We start from the raw sequence: 18,793 nt of genomic DNA, 5'->3' as shown, positions 1-18,793 counted from the left end.
CGGGCTAGCGCGCCTGCCTGGCGAGGTCTGCGTCGAAGGCGACCTTGGCCTTCGCGACAATTTTCGGAAGCAGCGCGCGGTCAAGGAACGCGGTCGTGTCGCCAGCGCCGCGGCGTTTGCCTCTGGCGATCACGTCGGCGAGTTCGGGGTGCGACGGCAGGACGATGTCGGCGTGCAGCGTGCCCAGCATCGCGATGCTCCGGCGGTAGTCGGCGACGATGCCGGGATAGGCACGGTTGCCGACAAGGCGATTGCCCGCGACGCTGACGCTGCACGGGAAGACGACATCGAGCGGGCGCGGCTTGTCGGGAATCTGCATCGTCCAGGTCGTGCAGCCGGGCGTATGTCCGGGTGTCGCACGGGCTGTCAACGTGGTGGTGCCGAGGACGACCTTGTCGCCATCGCGAACGCCGCGATCGACGTGGGCGGCAGGGAAGCGGATGACGCCGTAGTTGGTCTCGCCCTGTGGCACGCCGGTTTCCAGCGCGCGAACGTCACGTACGCCGGCAACGACCTGCGCTCCAGTCGCTCGCTTGAGCGTCGCGACGGCGCCGGCATGGTCAAAATGCGCGTGGGTGACGAGGATCAGCTTCACGTCGCGAAGACGAACGCCTGCTGCAACGATGTTGCGTTCGATCATGCCAGCATTCTCAGCGAGCGTACCGTCGATCAAAATCGCGCCGGCGCCGGTCTTGATGAGGTAGGCGGCGATACCTTCGCTGCCGACATAGGTGATCGGGCCGGCGATCGGGAACGGTGCCTGGGGACGTGTCCAGGCAGGCGGGTCTGCGGCGCCGAGGAGTAACGGCGCGCTGGCAGCGATTGCCAGGACGCCGACCAATGATTTGGCGCGGGAGCCGAGCGATCCTCCCCCGCCAGGGGGAGGTGGCAGGCGTAGCCTGACGGAGGGGGCGGTAAGCGGTAACGTCTGCATCGTGTCCTCCCCCTCCGTCTGGCAAGAGCCAGCCCCCCCCCCTGGCGGGGGAGGATCGCGTGATGAACGTCTAACTTATTCCCACTCGATCGTGCCGGGCGGCTTCGAGGTATAGTCGTAGGTCACCCGGTTGATGCCCTTGACCTCGTTGATGATCCGGGTCGCGACGCGCGGCAGGAAGTCGCCGGGGAACTGGAACGCCTGCGCGGTCATGCCGTCGGTCGAGGTGACCGCACGCAGGGCCAGCACGTTGTCGTAGGTGCGGCCGTCGCCCATCACGCCGACGCTGCGGACCGGGAGGAGGACCGCGAACGCCTGCCAGATCGTGTCGTAGAGGCCCGCCGCGCGGATCTCTTCTAGATAGATGGCATCCGCCTTGCGCAGGATGTCGCAGCGTTCCTTGGTCACTTCGCCCGGGATGCGAATCGCGAGGCCGGGTCCGGGGAACGGGTGACGGCCGACGAAGATCTCGGGCAGGCCGAGTTCGCGGCCGAGCACGCGGACCTCGTCCTTGAATAGCTCGCGCAGCGGCTCGACGAGCTTCATGTTCATGCGCTCGGGGAGGCCGCCGACATTGTGGTGGCTCTTGATCGTCACCGAGGGGCCACCGGTGAAGCTGACGCTCTCGATTACGTCCGGGTACAGCGTGCCCTGTGCGAGGAACTCCGCACCGCCGAGCTTCTTCGCCTCGATGTCGAACACATCGATGAAGGTCTTGCCGATGAACTTGCGCTTCAGCTCGGGGTCCGTGATCCCGGCGAGGCCGCTCAGGAACAGCTCCTCGACGTTCACGTGGATCAAGGGGATGTTGTACGCGCCGCGGAACAGGCTGACGACCTGCTCGCTCTCGCCGGCGCGCATCAGGCCGTGGTCGACGTACACGCAGGTGAGCTGCTCGCCGATCGCCTCGTGGATCAGCACGGCTGCCACGGCCGAATCGACGCCGCCGGACAGGCCGCAGATGACGCGGCCCTTGCCGACCTGCGCGCGGATCTCGGCGATCTTGGTCTCGCGGAACTCCGCCATCGTCCAGTCGCCGCTCAGCCCGCAAACGTGGCGCGCGAAGTTGGCGATCAGCTTGCCGCCATCGGGGGTGTGGACGACCTCGGGGTGGAACTGCACGCCGTAGAAGCGCCGCGCCTCGTCGGCGACGATCGCATAGGGCGCGCCGGTCGAGGTGGCGACGGGGGTGAAGCCGGGCGGAATCGCGTCGACCTTGTCGCCGTGGCTCATCCAGACCTGGTGGCGTTCGCCCTCGGCCCAGAGGCCGTCGAACAGCGCGCAGTTCGACTTGACCTCGATGAAGGCGCTGCCGAACTCGCCGCCATCGCCCGAGACGATCACATTGCCGCCGAGCTGCGCCGACATGACCTGCTGGCCGTAGCAGATGCCGAGGATCGGGATGCCCGCCTCGAAGAAGCGCTGCGGCACACGCGGGGAGTTCTCGGTGGTGACCGAGGCGGGGCCGCCGGAGAGGATGATGCCCTTGGGCTGCATCCGGTCGAACGCGGCCTCGGCGGACTGGAAGGGGGCGATCTCGCTATAGACGCCGGCCTCGCGCACGCGGCGGGCGATCAGCTGGGTTACCTGGCTGCCGAAATCGACGATGAGAATGCTGTCTGGGTGCTCCATGTCGGGCGCATAGCCGGATGAGCCCCGTAACGAAAGAGGCCGCGCCCATTGCTGGACGCGGCCCTTACGGTTTCCCTGTTCTCCTGCGGACGCCGGAGGCCAGGGTAACGGACGATTTCGCTTGTGATCCTGGGCCCCTGCGTTCGCAGGAGAACAGTCTTACGCTGCGTCGTCGTACTCGGCGTCCGACATCACCGGACCCGAGTCCTGGCCCTTCGCCGAGACGTCGCGGTCGACGAACTCGATGACGGCCATCGGCGAGGCGTCCGACATGCGGATACCGGCCTTGATGACGCGGGTGTAGCCGCCGTTGCGATCCGCATAACGGGTCGCGAGCGTGTCGAACAACTTGATCAGCTGCGCATCGTCGAGCAGCTTGCCGTGCGCGAGACGACGGTTGGACAGGCCACCCTTCTTCGCGAGCGTGATCAGCTTCTCGACGTAAGGACGCAGTTCCTTCGCCTTGGCGACGGTGGTGGTGATCTGCTCGTGCTTGATGAGCGCGGCGCTCATGTTGCGGAACAGGGCAAGACGGTGGGCCGAGGTCCGCTGAAGCTTACGGCCGCCTACGCGATGGCGCATGTTTAATACCTTTTCGTTCGTTCAGGGGCCGTATGAGGTACCCGGGAGCTGGTGGGGACGAGGAGCCCACCCAAATTACCGTCATCCCAGCGAAAGCTGGGATCTCCACGAGGAGCGGACCGGACCCGAACCGGAATACACCAGCTTTCGCTGGGGTGATGGCGCGGGTCCGACGTCGCTTACCCCATGATTTCCTGCTCGAGCTTCTTGGCCATCTCTTCGATGTTCTCAGGTGGCCAGCCGGGGATTTCCATGCCCAGGCGAAGACCCATCGACGACAGCACTTCCTTGATCTCGTTCAAGGACTTGCGGCCGAAGTTAGGCGTACGCAGCATCTCGGCTTCGGTCTTGCCGACCAGATCGCCGATGTAGATGATGTTGTCGTTCTTGAGGCAGTTCGCCGAACGCACCGACAGCTCCAACTCGTCGACCTTCTTGAGAAGGTAACGGTTGATCTGCTGGGTGTCGCCTGCTGGCTCCGCACCACCGGCAGCGGGTGCTGCCTGGCCGATCGGGGCCGACGAACGCGTGACCGACGAATCGTCGAAGTGGACGAACAGCGCGAGCTGGTCCTGGAGGATGCGCCCTGCGTAACCCACAGCGTCTTCCGGGGTGATCGTGCCGTCGGTTTCGATCGTCAGCGTCAGCTTGTCGTAATCCAGGTCCTGACCGACGCGAGTCGGGTCGACCTTGTACGAAACCTGACGTACCGGCGAGTACAGCGCATCGACCGGGATCAGACCGATCGGCGCATCGGCCGGGCGGTTTGCGGTCGCGGGCACGTAACCCTTACCGATGTCGGCGGTCAGCTCCATGTTGAGCGTCGCACCCTCATCGAGGTGGCAGATCACGAGATCCTTGTTCATGATCTCGATGTCGCCCGAGACGGCGATGTCGCCGGCCTTGACTTCACCCGGACCCGTTGCCGAGAGCTGGAGGCGCTTGGGCCCCTCGCCCTGCATGCGGATCGCAATCTGCTTCACGTTGAGGACGATGTCGGTCACGTCCTCGCGGACGCCGGCCAGAGACGAGAACTCATGCAGCACGTTCTCGATCTTGATCGAGGTGACGGCCGCGCCCTGCAGCGACGAGAGCAACACGCGACGCAGCGCGTTGCCGAGCGTCAGGCCAAAGCCACGCTCGAGCGGCTCGGCGATGAAGGTCGCCTTGCGCTTGGTGTCGCCACCGGCCTTTTTCTCCAGGCCGCTGGGCTTCTTGAGTTCCTGCCAGTTCTTTGCGTTGACAGACACATGCTTCCCCTAATTTGGGGGCCGGCGAACGGGTGTGTCCGCCGACCAATAAAATACACCCGTGCGGCGCGATCAACCGCGCACGGGAGGCGGAGAATCAGACGCGACGACGCTTCGAAGGGCGCACGCCGTTGTGCGGGATCGAGGTCACGTCGCGGATCGACGTGATCTGGAAACCGACTGCCTGAAGCGCGCGCAGGGCCGATTCGCGACCCGAGCCGGGGCCCTTGACCTCGACTTCGATCGTGCGGACGCCGTGCTCGGCGGCCTTCTTGCCGGCGTCTTCCGCTGCGACCTGGGCCGCGTACGGAGTCGACTTGCGCGAGCCCTTGAAGCCCATTGCGCCGGCCGACGACCACGAGATCGCGTTGCCCTGGGCATCGGTGATCGTGATCATGGTGTTGTTGAAGCTGGCATTCACGTGAGCGACGCCAGAGGTGATGTTCTTGCGCTCGCGCCGCTTAATGCGCTGAGGTTCGCGTGCCATGGTGTATTTCCTGACCTGTATCTGCGTGACGCCGGGCGGCCCGTTGGGACCAGCGCCGGCGGAGTAATCCATTGAAAAAGTGGATTACTTCTTCTTGCCGGCGATCGGCTTGGCCTTGCCCTTGCGGGTGCGCGCATTGGTATGCGTGCGCTGGCCGCGGACCGGGAGGCCCTTGCGATGACGCAGGCCGCGATAGCAGGCGAGATCCATCAGGCGCTTGATGTTCATCGAGGTCTGGCGGCGCAGATCGCCCTCGACGGTGTGATCGGCGTCGATCGTCTCGCGGATGTGCAGGACTTCCTGGTCGGTCAGGTCCTGGACGCGTGCGGTGTCGGCGATGCCGAGCTTCGTCACGATTTCCTTGGCCTTGGTCGAACCGATGCCGTGAATATAGGTCAGCGCGATCACCACGCGCTTGTTGGTCGGGATATTAACACCCGCGATACGTGCCATGAACTTGGTTCTCCTGCTCCACGAGGTCCGGCATGGCTGCACAGACCCCATCTCTTAGCGATGAACCGAAACGCACGATAGCGACGAACGCAAACAAGCGCCGCCGGAACCGTCGTGTCGGGGAGAATTCAATTAGGCGCGGGCGAACGCAGTGTCAAGCGACCGGTTCCGCGGCGGACGGTGCAGCGTGGCGCATCTTGAGCCAGCGGCGGAACGAGACGACCGTCCAGATCAGCTCGACCACCCCGAACGGCCACGCGCCCTGGAGGAAGCCGTAGATCGAGCCGAGCACGCATCCAAAGGCGAAACCGAGCGTCCACCAGTGCGAGCCGGCTTCCTTGGCGTAGCATAGCAGGGTGAAGGATACCGCGGCTAGGCCGAATAGGGAGAGGGAGTCCATATCGAGGCGCAATGCCTTAAATGGTGAGCGATGGCCATGACGATAGATTACCCCGGTTGCGCTGGATTTGTTCCCAGGACCACCGTGGCACGAATCTCATGTGCCGAGTTCACAGCGCCGTGAACACCCGAACAAGCCAGACATAATTAAGAAGAGTTCGCTGCCATCGTACCGATGGCCCGGACTGGGTGAACTATCAAAATGGCACTACCGCGATGCGATAATTGTAAGATCCGTGAAAAGAAACTCACCCGTCGAGCAAATGAGCCGCACGACGGGTTCTTTCGTTCTTAAAGGAAACTGTTTTGCTTCGCCTCCAAGGTTCACGACGACGGCCTTGCCGTCATACGTCAAACTAAAGGGCTGGATGGTACCCGGCTTCGTCAGCAACGAGAATGGGATGATATCGTCCTCCTTGCCGTTGACGCTATACCCTAGCATCTGAACTGCAGGCGTCCCGGCCGGTGCCTTTTTAGCATCCACGGGTAATGCTGTGAGCGCGAACCCCGCGTATACATCGGGCGCTTGGCCCGGAGCAGCCGAAGATGCAATTTGAACGCGAGCAATTGGAGCATAGGTTGCGCTTGCGGCAAGTGTTTTCAGTTGTACCTTTCCAGTTACCGTAAAGGTAGCTGTGTCGACTGGCATGCTCAATTCGGAAAAGTGATCGGCAGCTGTATCGCAATCATATGTGATGCCTTTCGCTTCAGCGAACGCAGAAACCGTAAGCAACGCCAATCCGACCACGCACTTGCGTAAAGATGATCTCAATGCCTGTCCCCTGTTGCAGCAGCCTGGATCAATTGCAGTCCACGACGATATACGCACCCAGAATGCACGAACACGCCTTTAGCGCAAGCGAACATTGTCGGGATGGGAGGTTAGCGGACCGGCAGCCAGTCCTGTAAACCGATCACCAACAGTGCAGGTCGCCGCCGCCCCCTTATTTCCGCCCGAACAGCTTCTCGATGTCCCCGTGTGCGAGCTTCACCAAGGTGAAGTCACCATCGCAACTGCGCGCGCAGACGCCGAATGTCCGATGTGGGAAGGTTAGCGGACATTGCGCGATGCACGGCGAGCAAGGAAGCTGATTGTTAAATAACTGGCAAGGAACGCAACTGGCGCGATTACCGCAACGAAGATCAAACTGCCGATCAGGACATTACCGGGTGCTGGATCATCCGCTTCCATCGTCAATATCCAATAGGCAAGTAAAGCGCACAGTAGGATAGGTATCGCAAGCGTCCCTAACGCCAACGACAACGCCTTGTTATTAGTGAGAAGTTGGCAAACAGCAGCCATCACGCTCGCAATCAACGAAAAACCCGCGATGACACCGGCGAAGACGAGAGACGTGATCGGCATCCGATCATCATGTAGGCGCTATCGAATGTCCGCACGTGGGCGATAGCGGAATGGCCGAAATGGGAGGAATAGCGGACATTCAATCGTCTTGATCGAATGCCTCTACGTCGAACGGCACGGACGGGTGAAGCGTAGCGCCGAACGTCCCGGCTGCACAAGCTGAGTGAGAGAACATGTCTTGCACCGCGCGATGATTGCCAGCCCAAACACCGCTCAGATTGATACGAAGTGCGCTTCGATCAGTTTCTGAAATCGCCTTGCCGCAGTAGCAGCATTGATACTCAAATTTGGACGCCATGTCGCAAGATCGCAGGGAACGCGAATGTCCGCAACTGAGCGATTGCGGACACACCGCTCGCTAATCACGGCGTTTTGTGACAGCCTAGCGGGATTCCATACAAACTGGGCGAAAAAGCAGCCTTTCCACAGAAGGTTTAGTTACTTACGACCAAAAAGCTTCTCTATCTGGAGGTGCGAAAGCTTTACCCAGGTTGGGCGGCCATGGTTGCATTGGCCGGAGTGGGGGGTGACTTCCATTTCGCGGAGCAGCGCGTTCATTTCGGGGACCGACAAGATGCGGCCGGCGCGGACGGAGCCGTGGCAGGCCATCGTACCGGCTACTGCGTCTAGACGCTCTTTCAGGGAGAGGGCTTCGTCGAAGGCGGCGAGTTCGTCGGCTAGGTCGGTGACGAGGCCTTTGGGGTCGCTTTGGCCGAGCAAGGCTGGGGTGGCGCGAACGAGCATGGCGTGGGGGCCGAAGCGTTCGAGGTCGAGGCCGAATTCGGACAGTTCTTCGGCGCGGGATTCGAGGCGGTCGCAGGCGGATTCGTCGAGTTCTACGACTTCGGGGATCAGGAGGGCCTGGGACGCGATGGTGCCGCCGATCAGGGCTGCGCGCATGCGTTCGAGGACGAGGCGTTCGTGGGCGGCATGCTGGTCGACGAGGACCAGGCCGTCTTCGGCTTCGGCTACTATGTAGGTTTTTGCGACCTGGCCGCGCGCTACGCCCATCGGGAAGGCGGCAGTTTGGGGCGGGGGTGACCAGGCGGGTTCGGCTCTTGCCTGGGGGGGTGATGCGAAGAAGGTTGGGCGGGAATCGTTGACCGCGCCGTAGCTTCGGCTTTCCAGCGGGAGCCTCTGGGGCGTGCCCTCACCTTCCCATCCGCTTTGCGGACGGGCCCCTTCCTCTCCCCCGGGGGGAGAGGAGGTTTGTTCTGGTTGCCACATGGAGAGGGCGGATTCGCTGGCGCGTTGGCTGCGGTGGCCGGCGGCGTCGAGGGCGCGACGTAGGCCGGAGACTATCAGGCCTCTGACCATCGCCGGGTCGCGGAAGCGGACTTCGGTCTTGGCGGGGTGGACGTTGACGTCGACCTGGTCGGTCGGGATGTCGAGGAACAGCGCGACGACGGCGTGGCGGTCGCGCGGGAGCATCTCGGCATAGGCGCCGCGGATCGCGCCCATCAGCAAGCGGTCCTTTACCGGGCGGCCGTTGACGAAGAGATACTGGTGGTCGGCTATGCCGCGATTGTAGGTCGGCAGGCTGGCGACCCCGCCTAGTACCAAGCCTTCGCGTTCGAGGTCGATCGCGACCGAATTGTCGGCGAGCGCGCGGTCGGTGAGCGTCGCCACCCTGCCCGGCCGATCCTCGACCTGCATCGCCGACAGCGCGCGGCGGCCGTCATGCTCGAGCGTGAAGCCGATATCCGGCCTTGCCATTGCCAGCCGGCGGACGACGTCGAGGCAGGCGGCGTATTCGGCGCGCGGGGAGCGGAGGAACTTACGGCGCGCGGGGACGCGGGCGAACAGGTCCTCGACGACAACGCGCGTGCCGGGCGGGAGCGCGGCCGGGCCTTCGCGATCGACCCGACCATTGTCGACGGTCCGTGCCCATCCCTCCGCGCCGCGGATCCGGCTTTCGATGGTAAGCCTCGCGACGCTCGCGATCGACGGCAACGCCTCGCCGCGAAAACCGAGCGTCACGACCGATTCGATGAACTCGTCGGGCAGCTTGGAAGTGGCGTGGCGTTCGAGCGCCAAGGCCATGTCCGCGGGGGTCATGCCGCAGCCGTCATCGGCGACTTCGATCCGCGATGTGCCCCCCTCGACGAGGAGAATCGACACGCGTCCCGCGCCTGCGTCGATCGCGTTTTCGACTAACTCCTTCAACGCGCTGGCGGGTCTTTCCACCACTTCACCGGCGGCGATGCGATTGACCAGATGCTCGGGGAGACGCCGTATTGACATGGGTTTGCGTCTAGACCAAGCGACGGCATCCCGCGACCCGCAAACGCCACTTTTTAGTATAGGCACCCGGTGCTTAAAAACGCCGGCGGGTCACGCGAGATGATGTGTGTGCGCATGATTGTTGGTGGTGGCTGCCCGTCCGGCGGCCAGGATTACGGGACCCTGATTGAATGGCCTTCTACTCGCGTTTCTTCAAGTTCATGTCGCACGACATGGCGATCGACCTCGGCACCGCGAACACCGTCGTCTACGTCCGTGGCCGCGGCATCGTCCTGAACGAGCCGTCGGTGGTCGCGGTCGAGACGATCAACGGCATCAAGCGCGTCAAGGCGGTCGGCGACGACGCCAAGATGATGATGGGCAAGACGCCGGGCAACATCGAGGCGATCCGCCCGCTTCGCGACGGCGTCATCGCGGACATCGACGTCGCCGAGCAGATGATCAAGTATTTCATCCAGAAGGTCCACGGTCCGCGCAAGTTCGCGCGCTGGCCCGAGATCGTGATCTGCGTGCCGTCCGGTTCTACCAAAGTCGAAAGGCGCGCGATCCGCGATGCCGCCTCGAACGCGGGTGCCTCGCAGGTCTGGCTGATCGAGGAGCCGATGGCGGCGGCGATCGGCGCGGACATGCCGGTCACCGAGCCGATCGGCTCGATGGTCGTCGACATCGGCGGCGGCACGACCGAAGTCGCGGTGCTGTCGTTGCGCGGGCTCGCCTACACGACGTCGGTGCGCGTCGGCGGCGACAAGATGGACGAGGCGATCGTCTCCTATGTCCGTCGCAACCACAACCTCCTGATCGGCGAAGCCACGGCAGAGCGGATCAAGAAGGAGGTCGGCATCGCCAAGCCGCCGGTCGACGGCATCGGCATGATCATCCAGATCAAGGGCCGCGATCTCGTCAACGGCGTGCCGAAAGAGATCCAGATCAACCAGGGCCAGATCGCCGAGGCGCTCAGCGAGCCGGTCGCGACGATCGTCGAGGGCGTCCGCGTCGCTTTGGAAAACACGGCACCCGAGCTCGCCGCCGACATCGTCGACCAGGGCATCGTGCTGACCGGCGGCGGCGCGTTGCTGCAGGGTCTCGACGAAGTGCTGCGCGACGAGACCGGCCTGCCGGTGACGGTCGCCGAGGACCCGCTGACCTGCGTCGCGCTCGGCACCGGTCGTGCGCTCGAGGATCCGTTGTTCCGCGGCGTGCTGATGAGCGGCTGACACCGGGGTGACGACGCTGGACCAAGAACAGCGACGAACCCGGGGAAATTGATTAGCATCGCGTGACTCGACGGGGATGGTCCCCGATGGGCGCGCGATACCTGAGAACAGGGGAACAGGCGCATGGCGCCAGCCCGCGACCGGCGCACGGGGTTTTCCCGGCGGCGGCAATATGGTGTGTTCATGGGCTATGTGCTCGCCGTCGCTGGCGCGGTGGTGGGCCTGGTGCTGCTCGTCGCCTCCATGTTCAATCCGCCCGCCTTCTCCGCGCTGCGCATGGGCGTGGCCGGCGCGACCGTGCCGGTGTCGACCGGGCTCGCCACGGTCGGTTCGAGCGTCGCCGGCATCCCCGATGCGATCGGCAACTTCTTCTTCGTGCAGCAGGAAAACGTTGCGCTCAGGGCGGACCGCGACCGCACGCGCGCACTGCTGATGCGAGCGCGGACGATTGCCTATGACAACCGCCGACTGCGCAGCCTGCTCGCGATCCGCGACCGCTCGCCGGACCCCGTCGTCACCGCACGCCTCGTGAGTTCGAGCGCGTCGAGCGGGCGGCGCTACGCGCTGCTCAACGCAGGCCGCTGGAGCGGGGTTCAGCCCGGCATGCCGGTGCGCGGCCCCGACGGGCTGATCGGGCGCGTCGTCGAGACGGGGCCGAACGCCGCGCGCGTGCTGTTGCTCAGCGACGGCGACAGCATCGTGCCGGTCCGCCGTACCCGCGACGGCATGCCCGCGATCGCGGCGGGGCGCGGCGACGGTATGGTCGATATCCGATCGGTCAACGCGACCAACGTGCGGTTCAACGCCGGCGACCTGTTCGTGACGACCGGCACCGGGGGGATCTATGCGCCGGGCGTGCCGGTCGCGCGCGTCAGCAAAACGGGATCGGACTCGGTAATGGCGCGCACCTTTGCGGATCCGGACACGCTCGATTTCGCGCTGGTCGAGCGCGTGTTCATGCCCGTGCCGCCACCCCGTCCGATCACGCAGCAGTGAGCGCGCCGTCATGATGCCCCCGCGCGTCGTCGACAGCGTCGACTACAAGCCGTTCGAGACCAAGCTGCCCGCAGGTCGGTCGCGCGCGATCCCCTGGGCGACGGTCATGGTCGGATCGCTCTTCACGATCATCCCGGTGATCGCGACGATCCCCCTGCTGCCGCCGTTCGGGCTCGTCATGCTGCTCGCATGGCGGTTGCTCGCACGGTTCGCGTTCCGGCCCTGGGCCGCAGCCCCGCTCGGGTTCTTCGACGATCTGGTCAGCGGGCAACCGCTCGGCAGTGCGGTGCTGCTCTGGTCGCTGGCGTTCGTCGCGATCGACATGATCGAACAGCGGCTTGCGTTCCGCGATCACTGGCAGGACTGGTTGATCGCGAGCGGACTCATTGCCGCTAGCCTGCTGGCCGGGCGCTTCATCGCGGTACCGGTCGGCGCGCACGTCGACACGGTGCTGCTCGCGCAGATCGTCGTGACGATGCTGGTCTTCCCGCTGGCCGCGCGGATCGTCGCGGCGATCCAGAACAAGCGGGGCACCGAGTGAGGAATACCCCGCGTATCGTCACCGAGATGTCGCAGGCATACAGCTTCTCGCGGCGCGCCTGGATGCTGGGCGCGGCGCAAGGCGGCGTCGGGCTGATGCTCGCCGGGCGCATGGCATGGCTGTCGATCGCGCAGAACGAGCGCTACACGATGTTGTCCGAGAGCAACCGCGTGAACATGACGCTGCTGCCGCCGCGGCGCGGATGGATCGTCGATCGCCACGGCGTGCCGATCGCCAACAACCGCACCGATTTTCGCGTCGACATCATCCCCGATCGCCTCCGCGACAAGGAGCGCGTGCTGCCGCTGCTCGGCCGCATCCTCCAGCTACCGCCCGACGAAGTCGAGCGGATCGCGATCGATCTCGAACATGCCGCCGGGTTCCAGCCGGTCCAGGTCGCGGAGAATCTCGACTGGGAGCGGTTCGCCGCGGTCAGCGTGCGCCTGCCCGAACTGCCCGGCGTCGCGCCGACGCGGGGCTTCGCGCGCAGCTATCCGGCCGGCGCCGCGGTCGCGCACCTGACCGGCTATGTCGGCGTCCCGAACGCCGAGCAATATAAGAAGACGCATGACCCGCTGCTCGTCACGCCCGGGTTCAAGCTGGGCAAGGACGGGCTGGAGAAGATGCTCGAGGCCGAGCTCCGCGGCGTCGCCGGGGCGAAGCGCGTTGAGGTCACCGCACGCGGCAAGCTGGTCGCCGAACTCGCCACCAAGCCGGACGTGCCGGGCAAGACCGCCCGGCTGACGATCGACGCGGGGCTCCAGGAATATGCCGCCCGCCGGCTCGGTACCAACTCGGGCTCGGCGGTGGTGCTCGACTGCCGGACCGGCGAGATGCTGGCGATGGTGTCTATGCCGGCCTATGACCCGAACAGTTTTTCGGACGGAATCAGCCATCTCGAATGGCAGATGTTGAGCGACGACGATCACGTGCCGCTGATGAACAAGGTGACGCAGGGGCTGTATCCGCCGGGTTCGACCGTCAAGCCGATGAACGGCCTCGCGCTGCTCAACGCCGGTATCGACCCGAGCGCTCGCGTGAACTGCTCGGGCGCGATGCGGCTCGGCACCAGCGTATTCCATTGTCACAAGAAAAGCGGTCACGGCGCGCTCGATCTCAAGAACGCGATCATGCAGAGCTGCGACATCTATTTCTACGAAATGGCGCGGAGGGTCGGCTACGACCGGATCGCGCCGGTCGCACGCACGCTGGGGCTCGGCCAGAAGTTCGACCTGCCCTTTTCGACGCAGCGCTACGGGACTGTGCCCGATGCCGCGTGGAAGCAGCGCAAGTACAAGCATCCGTGGATCGTCGCGGATTCGTTGAACGCGTCGATCGGCCAGGGCTATGTCCTCGCCAACCCGCTGCAGCTCGCGGTGATGGCCGCGCGGATCGCATCGGGCCGCGCGTTGCAGCCGAGCATTCTCGCCAGCCACGTCCACCGCGACGCCCCTGCCCTCGACATCGATTCCGAGCATCTCGCGCGCGTCCGCGACGCGATGTTCGGCGTGATCAACCAGGGCGGCACCGGCAGCGCGGCCAAGCTGCTGATCCCCGGCGTGGCGATCGCGGGCAAGACCGGCACCGCGCAGGTCCGCCGCATCACGATGGCGGAACGTCGCGGCGGCGTGCTCAAGAACGGCCAGCTGCCGTTCAAGATGCGCGATCACGCGTTGTTCGTCGGGTTCGCCCCCGCCGACAACCCGCGCTATGCGCTCGCGGTGGTGCTCGAACATAACGGCCATACCGTGCGCAACCTCGACACGCCGATGATCGGCCGCGACATCATGACGTATCTGCTCGACCGCGAGCGCGCCCTGAAGTCGCTCGCCGAGGTCGAACCGACCTGGGGCGGCGACATCCGCACGCGCATGGCCGCGACCGCGGACGCCTATCGCAAGGCGCAATCCGCGCCGCCGGCCGCGATCGCCACCAAGACCGACGAGATCGTCCCCAGCGACGCGCCTGCGGTCGCTAACGCCACCGACATGGCCAACGCCACGCAGGAGGCACTCACCACGCCCGGCAACACCGTCGCCGAGGACGATTCGCGGGATCGCCAGCCATGACCAGTCCCCGCGCGAGCGCGATCACCCGAGCCGAGCGCACGCGATGAACCGGATCGTCCCCGAGCCGCTCGCCAAGCTCCCGTGGCGGGTCATCCTGCTGGTGGTCGCGATCGGCTGTTTCGGCCAGGTCGTGCTCTATTCCGCGGCGGGCGGCTCGCTGCACCCCTGGGCACTGTCGCAGGGCATCCGCTTCTTCGTGTTGCTGGCCGGCGCGATCGGGCTGTCCTACGTGCCCGAAAGCGTCTGGAGGACGGGATCGCTGCCGACCTACGGCATCCTGGTCGTCTCGCTGCTCGCGGTCGAGCTGCTGGGGAAAGTCTCCGGCGGCTCGCAACGCTGGCTCGACCTCGGCTTCATCCGCCTGCAGCCGTCCGAGTTCATGAAACCGGCGATCGTGCTCGCCTGTGCCAAATTCTACGACATGCTCCCGCCGGGCGAGACCCGGCGGTTCGGCGCGGTCTGGCCTGCTGCAGTACTGATCGGCGTCCCCGCAGCGCTGGTGATGCTCCAGCCCGATCTCGGCACCGCGCTGATGATCTGCGCGGGCGGCGCGACCGTGATGTTCCTGGCCGGCATCCCGCTGCGCCTGTTCGCCGGCGGCGCGATCGCGGCGGCGGTGGCGATCCCGCTCGCGATCAACTTCGCGCTGCACGATTACCAGCGCAACCGCATCCTGATCTTCCTCGACCCCGAGAGCGACCCGCTCGGCACCGGCTATCACATCAGCCAGTCGAAGATCGCGATCGGTTCGGGCGGGATCTGGGGCAAGGGCTTCCTCCAGGGCACGCAGAGCCACCTCGACTACCTCCCCGAGGGTCACACCGACTTCGTCTTCGCGACGATGGCGGAGGAATGGGGGCTGGTCGGCGGCTGCCTGCTGATCCTCGCGTTCCTGCTGGTGATCCGCTGGGGCATCGAGGTCGGCCAGCGTGCGCAGACCCGCTTCGGCCGGCTGACCGCGGCGGGGCTGTCGACGACGATCTTCTTCTACGTCGCGATCAACCTGATGATGGTGATGGGCCTCGCCCCCGTCGTCGGCATCCCGCTGCCGCTGGTAAGCTTTGGCAGCTCGGCACAGATGACCGTGCTGCTGTGCCTCGGCATCCTGATGTCGATCGACCGCCAGAACCGCAAGACGGTCGGCTGGTAGGTCTAAAGTCAGGCTAATCCGCAAAAAGAGAGCGTATTTTACGAAAACGGACTCGGATCGACGAAAAGGGGGTTGCGGGCCCCGATGAGTCTGCTAACAGCGCGCCTCCAGCAGCGGGGCGCCACACCAGGGCGCCACTCAAAACCGCCCCGGAATGGACGCATAGCTCAGTTGGTAGAGCAGCTGACTCTTAATCAGCGGGTCCTTGGTTCGAGCCCAAGTGCGTCCACCATTTTACAGATTGAAATCGCCGCCCTGTATCGCTCGATTGCGCGCTGACACGGCGCCGCGATGCGCTGTCGACCATTTCATGTCGCGCTGCGCAAAGCGGCGGCGCGACAGATCGAGCCAGAGCGACTTACGAACGGCTGGCGGCGACCGGCGACCTCGTGCGCTCGCTTCATTCACTGAGCCCACCGTTCTGGATCGGCTGACCAGCTATCGGCGGGTTGCGCCTGTTGATCGAGGGCCTGCCCCCATGACGGCCGAGCGGTCGCCGGCATCGAAGCCGCCCAGCAGCAATCGAGCCTATCGACGGACAGGCGGTAGTTGAAGGCACCGCGGCGGGGAGGCGTCTTGGGGAAGCTCTACCCGCCGCGATGACGTATGCGTAACCCAAACAAAAACGCTGTGCGATGTCGCGACGAGCGGCGTGTGACGAGCACGGTAAAAAGAATGCTCGCCGCGACGAGAGCGGCATACCGCAACGGCGTCGATAAGTAAGTCAGTGTATTTCACCTATATCGCCGAACGGAACCGTTGCGCAGCGCCCAACTCAAGCATGCCCCGTTTGCGGTCGCAACCAACGAGCGATGCAAAAAACGCAACGCTCTGTTTCCTATTCTGTATTTGCGATGCGCGCTGCGATGCAGCATTGAGAATTTGCCTTTCAGGCATCCTCTCCTAAAAACTTTGGCCGGGTCATACCGGCCTTTTTTTTGCCTGCGCCAGACCGTCGCAAGAACGCTCCGTGGCCATCGCCATCCGGCGGATCGCGCCGCTACCCGCTCTCGACGCTTAAGAACTGCAACAGTCCGCCCGGCGTGCAATTCTAGCCCTTCTCCACATCCTTGGTTCCAGCCGTGGGGTACATCTCGCCATGGGCGTGATCAGTTCATTGCGGAGACGCCCGGTCAGGATCGCGCTGCCGATCGAAAAGCGGATAGATATGCTGTCCTAGCGGGTCTCGAGCAACCGACGGCCGCCAAGCGCTATCCGGTTCGGCGGCGGCTACCGGCCCAATCAGCCCCACAAGGCCAACCTTAGAGGTTTGAAGCCTTCGCGGTCCCAGACCGACAAGGCCGCAGCATTAGCTTCATGCATTCTGGCTGGACGAGGGAGACCATGTTCGAGAGCCGATCGCGCCCTTGCGCTTGTCGGCATCCCCGGTATCGTTACCCGACTCAACACAGGAAGCGCCCTGATGAAGGCTATCATCGCAGCTGTATTTATAGTGAGCTCCATCGCCGGTTTCGCGCAGACGGCACCGACCGCTGCGCCGCCGACCGACACGACTGTCGCGCTCGCCAACGCGAAACCGCCAAAACCGATCTGTCGACGTGAAAGCGTGACGGGCTCCAACTTTCAGACCCGAACCTGCCATTCGAAAGAAGAATGGGCAGCGATCGATTCCGAAAACGCGGCAAATGCGGAACGCATGTCGAACTCGCGCCGAACGACCAACTAGAGCCCAAGGCAGCACGATGGCCTGCTCCCGACATTCTCCGGTGGAGGGTCGGGACGGCCGTCCCCGTCATTCGCTATCTGGCCACGATCCAGGCAGTTCATCGTGCGCGACGGTTAGGCGAGCGCATCCGCGATAGCCGCACCTGGACCGCGTGCGGTTCAAACCCCAATTGCACTGACAACCGGGGGGCCGGAGTCAGTAATTGTGTTGAAGACCATGTGGAACATGCCCGCGCAGTTGTTGCGCCGAAGCGCCGACGACATCGAAGGCGACGACGAGCCGCTCGCGGCCGGCTCGCTGACGGAAATGGTGGAAGCGTTCGGCGAACGTGACGAAGCCGGCACCGGACGCTTGATCATCAAATGTGCGGGACGGGATCGTGCGATCAGCGCGCAGGAGATCCGGGATCTTCGCAGTACCAGCGTACGCCGAGCAGCAGTCTGAGCTACGTCATCCGTGCCCACGATCTTTGCTTCCGACCCAAGCAACAGTTGCGGAGTGTCGTTTTCCGCAATCGTGGTTAGTCACGATGCAATTGCTCCCGCGCGCACGCGGAGGCATGGCAATCGCGATGCTGCGACGCAGCAATGAATAATCGAGGTTGGTATGTTCTCCCTAATTGCTCTCTATTTCGAATACCGTAAGATGCAGGCTGCTCGCGGGTCGGCGCAGGCAGGCTCAGTGGTAGAGCACGTCCGTCCCGCGAACGATGCAGGGTCGCATCACGTCGTCGCAAGCGCGGCTTGAGATAGCTTGACGTTGGTAAAGCGGTGATGCTGCGATAACGCGGCGCGGCAATCGACCAGCGAGGTTTTCCAGTGGCAGCGACGATCATTACCCCAAGCGGCCCCGGTGCCATGGAAGCCGGTCTTGTCCTCGACGAGGACGGCCAGCGGTTCGTGATACTGACTTTCAAGGAGCCCAAGGGCGAGCCGACGCTCGTGACCTTTACCGTTCCGATTTTTCAGGCCTATGTCGACCATCTCGTACGCACCGCAAAGGCTGCGGACGAGGAAGCCAATTGGGGGATCCCCGGATAGGCGTTGCTGTGCTGCCGTCGCCGCTCGCTGGATCGCGCACCACGACGCCAACTCAATCCTCGATTTCGTAGCGATGCTAGAGCCTTACCCATGTCTGAACCCAGAGACGCCACGCGCATTCACGATGACGGTGCCCTGCCGGATCACACCGCGCGCGCCACCCGGACCAGCGTGATGCTCACCGCCTCGGTCGAAAGGGATTCGGGACGATCGGCAACGCGTCACCGCGTCAGGGACCTTTCGGTAGGTGGCATGCGGATCGACAACGCTGCCGGATTGCACGCCGACATGACCATCCGGGCGTCGGTGGGAGCACTTCAGGCCGTCACGGGTACCGTCAAATGGGTACGCGGCGGGTTTGCCGGCTTGGCGTTCGACACGCCGATCGACCTCGATGAAGCCCGGTCGAAGGTTGCGGTCGCGACGCGCGCGCCAGAGCCAGCGAGAACGCTCGACCGCAGACCGGCCCTGACCGCTGCCCCTGCCCCTCCCCCGACGGCGGGCTGGATACAGGACCTGCGAAACCCTTATCGCAAGTAGGTCCGCCGCCGATCGACAAGGCTCGGCGTCTCAGCTTTCCGGCGGATACCTTCGGGAATGACGCGCGCCGGCCCAAGTCCAGGATGTGTGCCGCGCCGAATTCCACGATCGTTCGGCAGAATTCAGCACAGGCCGGACGGCAATTCACGATACTCCGATGCGCGCGATCGATAGACCGCGATAGTGGGGTGATATGCGACGGATCGTGC

At 64.4% G+C, this 18,793-nt stretch carries 19 protein-coding genes and 1 tRNA gene; 10 read left to right on the top strand and 10 right to left on the bottom strand.

Annotation, left to right across the window (positions count from 1 at the left end):
- Positions 1 to 4 precede the first annotated feature (4 nt).
- The 10 genes from bla to mutL form a co-directional block, all read right to left on the bottom strand.
- On the bottom strand, positions 5 to 934 hold the full coding sequence (gene bla, locus SJY41_RS02610; RefSeq protein WP_380778811.1) for a subclass B3 metallo-beta-lactamase: 930 nt from the start codon (positions 932 to 934) through the stop codon (positions 5 to 7).
- Positions 935 to 1,009: 75 nt separating this feature from the next.
- Positions 1,010 to 2,566 (bottom strand): glutamine-hydrolyzing GMP synthase, encoded by a 1,557-nt coding sequence (gene guaA / locus SJY41_RS02605; RefSeq protein ID WP_056057854.1) that lies wholly within the window; start codon positions 2,564 to 2,566, stop codon positions 1,010 to 1,012.
- A 159-nt stretch (positions 2,567 to 2,725) separates the two neighbouring features.
- Complete coding sequence (gene rplQ, locus SJY41_RS02600) at positions 2,726 to 3,148, bottom strand: 50S ribosomal protein L17 (protein WP_056482675.1); 423 nt, start codon at positions 3,146 to 3,148, stop codon at positions 2,726 to 2,728.
- 179 nt (positions 3,149 to 3,327) lie between these two features.
- Positions 3,328 to 4,398 carry a DNA-directed RNA polymerase subunit alpha gene (locus tag SJY41_RS02595; RefSeq protein ID WP_031395236.1) on the bottom strand — a complete coding sequence of 357 codons (1,071 nt, stop codon included), beginning with the start codon at positions 4,396 to 4,398 and terminating at the stop codon, positions 3,328 to 3,330.
- Between the two features lie 97 nt (positions 4,399 to 4,495).
- The gene (gene rpsK / locus SJY41_RS02590) at positions 4,496 to 4,885 is read right to left on the bottom strand and encodes a 30S ribosomal protein S11 (RefSeq protein WP_031395237.1); all 390 of its coding nucleotides are present in this window, start codon (positions 4,883 to 4,885) and stop codon (positions 4,496 to 4,498) included.
- Between the two features lie 84 nt (positions 4,886 to 4,969).
- Positions 4,970 to 5,338 (bottom strand): 30S ribosomal protein S13, encoded by a 369-nt coding sequence (gene rpsM / locus SJY41_RS02585; RefSeq protein WP_333994044.1) that lies wholly within the window; start codon positions 5,336 to 5,338, stop codon positions 4,970 to 4,972.
- A gap of 154 nt (positions 5,339 to 5,492) precedes the next feature.
- A complete protein-coding gene (locus SJY41_RS02580; RefSeq protein WP_380778806.1) occupies positions 5,493 to 5,738 on the bottom strand; it encodes a hypothetical protein in 246 nt (81 codons plus the stop codon).
- 207 nt (positions 5,739 to 5,945) lie between these two features.
- Positions 5,946 to 6,476, bottom strand: a complete 531-nt coding sequence (locus SJY41_RS02575; protein ID WP_380778805.1) for a hypothetical protein — start codon at positions 6,474 to 6,476, stop codon at positions 5,946 to 5,948.
- Between the two features lie 312 nt (positions 6,477 to 6,788).
- The gene (locus tag SJY41_RS02570; protein ID WP_380778803.1) at positions 6,789 to 7,103 is read right to left on the bottom strand and encodes a hypothetical protein; all 315 of its coding nucleotides are present in this window, start codon (positions 7,101 to 7,103) and stop codon (positions 6,789 to 6,791) included.
- Positions 7,104 to 7,541: 438 nt separating this feature from the next.
- Positions 7,542 to 9,347, bottom strand: a complete 1,806-nt coding sequence (mutL, locus tag SJY41_RS02565) for a DNA mismatch repair endonuclease MutL (RefSeq protein ID WP_380778801.1) — start codon at positions 9,345 to 9,347, stop codon at positions 7,542 to 7,544.
- Between the two features lie 170 nt (positions 9,348 to 9,517).
- Here mutL and SJY41_RS02560 point away from each other — a divergent pair, with 170 nt between their 5' ends.
- From SJY41_RS02560 to SJY41_RS02515, 10 genes are all read left to right on the top strand, one after another.
- On the top strand, positions 9,518 to 10,561 hold the full coding sequence (locus SJY41_RS02560; protein ID WP_055878614.1) for a rod shape-determining protein: 1,044 nt from the start codon (positions 9,518 to 9,520) through the stop codon (positions 10,559 to 10,561).
- A 123-nt stretch (positions 10,562 to 10,684) separates the two neighbouring features.
- The gene (mreC, locus tag SJY41_RS02555; protein ID WP_380778798.1) at positions 10,685 to 11,557 is read left to right on the top strand and encodes a rod shape-determining protein MreC; all 873 of its coding nucleotides are present in this window, start codon (positions 10,685 to 10,687) and stop codon (positions 11,555 to 11,557) included.
- A gap of 10 nt (positions 11,558 to 11,567) precedes the next feature.
- Positions 11,568 to 12,098, top strand: a complete 531-nt coding sequence (mreD, locus tag SJY41_RS02550; RefSeq protein ID WP_380778796.1) for a rod shape-determining protein MreD — start codon at positions 11,568 to 11,570, stop codon at positions 12,096 to 12,098.
- A 26-nt stretch (positions 12,099 to 12,124) separates the two neighbouring features.
- On the top strand, positions 12,125 to 14,167 hold the full coding sequence (gene mrdA, locus SJY41_RS02545; RefSeq protein WP_380784037.1) for a penicillin-binding protein 2: 2,043 nt from the start codon (positions 12,125 to 12,127) through the stop codon (positions 14,165 to 14,167).
- A 43-nt stretch (positions 14,168 to 14,210) separates the two neighbouring features.
- On the top strand, positions 14,211 to 15,317 hold the full coding sequence (gene rodA / locus SJY41_RS02540) for a rod shape-determining protein RodA (protein WP_380778794.1): 1,107 nt from the start codon (positions 14,211 to 14,213) through the stop codon (positions 15,315 to 15,317).
- Positions 15,318 to 15,473: 156 nt separating this feature from the next.
- Positions 15,474 to 15,549, top strand: a tRNA-Lys gene (locus SJY41_RS02535).
- Positions 15,550 to 16,740: 1,191 nt separating this feature from the next.
- Complete coding sequence (locus SJY41_RS02530) at positions 16,741 to 17,004, top strand: hypothetical protein (RefSeq protein ID WP_380778792.1); 264 nt, start codon at positions 16,741 to 16,743, stop codon at positions 17,002 to 17,004.
- A 204-nt stretch (positions 17,005 to 17,208) separates the two neighbouring features.
- Complete coding sequence (locus SJY41_RS02525) at positions 17,209 to 17,448, top strand: hypothetical protein (RefSeq protein WP_380778791.1); 240 nt, start codon at positions 17,209 to 17,211, stop codon at positions 17,446 to 17,448.
- A 374-nt stretch (positions 17,449 to 17,822) separates the two neighbouring features.
- Positions 17,823 to 18,044: a hypothetical protein gene (locus SJY41_RS02520; RefSeq protein ID WP_380778789.1), complete on the top strand. Its 222-nt coding sequence runs from the start codon at positions 17,823 to 17,825 to the stop codon at positions 18,042 to 18,044.
- Positions 18,045 to 18,134: 90 nt separating this feature from the next.
- Positions 18,135 to 18,584: a PilZ domain-containing protein gene (locus SJY41_RS02515; protein WP_380778787.1), complete on the top strand. Its 450-nt coding sequence runs from the start codon at positions 18,135 to 18,137 to the stop codon at positions 18,582 to 18,584.
- Positions 18,585 to 18,793 lie beyond the last annotated feature (209 nt).

It is taken from the genome of Sphingomonas sp. R86520 (assembly GCF_042466285.1).
GTDB lineage: Bacteria > Pseudomonadota > Alphaproteobacteria > Sphingomonadales > Sphingomonadaceae > Sphingomonas.
This window is presented reverse-complemented; position numbering and strand designations above follow the sequence as displayed.

Bases quoted from the DNA above. Each gene is read 5' to 3' on its own strand.
- mutL (WP_380778801.1), bottom strand. From the start codon at position 9,347: ATGTCAATACGGCGTCTCCCCGAGCATCTGGTCAATCGCATCGCCGCC.
- rpsM (WP_333994044.1), bottom strand. From the start codon at position 5,338: ATGGCACGTATCGCGGGTGTTAATATCCCGACCAACAAGCGCGTGGTG.
- guaA (WP_056057854.1), bottom strand. From the start codon at position 2,566: ATGGAGCACCCAGACAGCATTCTCATCGTCGATTTCGGCAGCCAGGTA.
- mrdA (WP_380784037.1), top strand. From the start codon at position 12,125: ATGTCGCAGGCATACAGCTTCTCGCGGCGCGCCTGGATGCTGGGCGCG.
- rpsK (WP_031395237.1), bottom strand. From the start codon at position 4,885: ATGGCACGCGAACCTCAGCGCATTAAGCGGCGCGAGCGCAAGAACATC.
- SJY41_RS02570 (WP_380778803.1), bottom strand. From the start codon at position 7,103: ATGCCGATCACGTCTCTCGTCTTCGCCGGTGTCATCGCGGGTTTTTCG.
- SJY41_RS02580 (WP_380778806.1), bottom strand. From the start codon at position 5,738: ATGGACTCCCTCTCCCTATTCGGCCTAGCCGCGGTATCCTTCACCCTG.
- SJY41_RS02530 (WP_380778792.1), top strand. From the start codon at position 16,741: ATGAAGGCTATCATCGCAGCTGTATTTATAGTGAGCTCCATCGCCGGT.
- rodA (WP_380778794.1), top strand. From the start codon at position 14,211: ATGAACCGGATCGTCCCCGAGCCGCTCGCCAAGCTCCCGTGGCGGGTC.
- mreD (WP_380778796.1), top strand. From the start codon at position 11,568: ATGATGCCCCCGCGCGTCGTCGACAGCGTCGACTACAAGCCGTTCGAG.
- rplQ (WP_056482675.1), bottom strand. From the start codon at position 3,148: ATGCGCCATCGCGTAGGCGGCCGTAAGCTTCAGCGGACCTCGGCCCAC.
- mreC (WP_380778798.1), top strand. From the start codon at position 10,685: ATGGCGCCAGCCCGCGACCGGCGCACGGGGTTTTCCCGGCGGCGGCAA.
- SJY41_RS02515 (WP_380778787.1), top strand. From the start codon at position 18,135: ATGTCTGAACCCAGAGACGCCACGCGCATTCACGATGACGGTGCCCTG.
- bla (WP_380778811.1), bottom strand. From the start codon at position 934: ATGCAGACGTTACCGCTTACCGCCCCCTCCGTCAGGCTACGCCTGCCA.
- SJY41_RS02560 (WP_055878614.1), top strand. From the start codon at position 9,518: ATGGCCTTCTACTCGCGTTTCTTCAAGTTCATGTCGCACGACATGGCG.